General features: G+C 67.8%; 1 protein-coding gene. It reads right to left on the bottom strand.

Annotated features, from left to right (window positions below):
* Positions 1-255 (bottom strand): formate--tetrahydrofolate ligase (locus C7I85_RS30385; protein ID WP_146149038.1); only part of this gene is annotated, 255 nt, incomplete at both ends.

Raw genomic sequence — 255 nt, 5'->3', positions numbered from 1 at the left:
CCGGCACCGTGTGGCCGACAGGCGCACCGCGCAGATTGGGGTCGGTCGAGAACGAGTACTGGGTCTTGGCCATGCACACCGGCAGGTGGCCGTAGCCCTGCGCCTCCCAGGCGTGCAGCTGGTCGCGGACCGACTTGTCGGCGATCGCCTCCGAGCCGCGGTAGATGCGCTGCACGATGGTGTTGATCTTGTCGAACAGGCCCATCTCGTCGGCATAGAGCGGCGCAAACTGCGAGGCGCCGCTTTCGGCGAGGC

Source organism: Pseudaminobacter soli (ex Li et al. 2025), from assembly GCF_003012705.1.
In the GTDB taxonomy this organism is placed as follows: Bacteria; Pseudomonadota; Alphaproteobacteria; order Rhizobiales; family Rhizobiaceae; genus Pseudaminobacter; species Pseudaminobacter soli.
The sequence above is the reverse complement of the archived record's forward strand: the minus strand, read 5'-3'. Positions and strand labels throughout refer to the sequence as shown.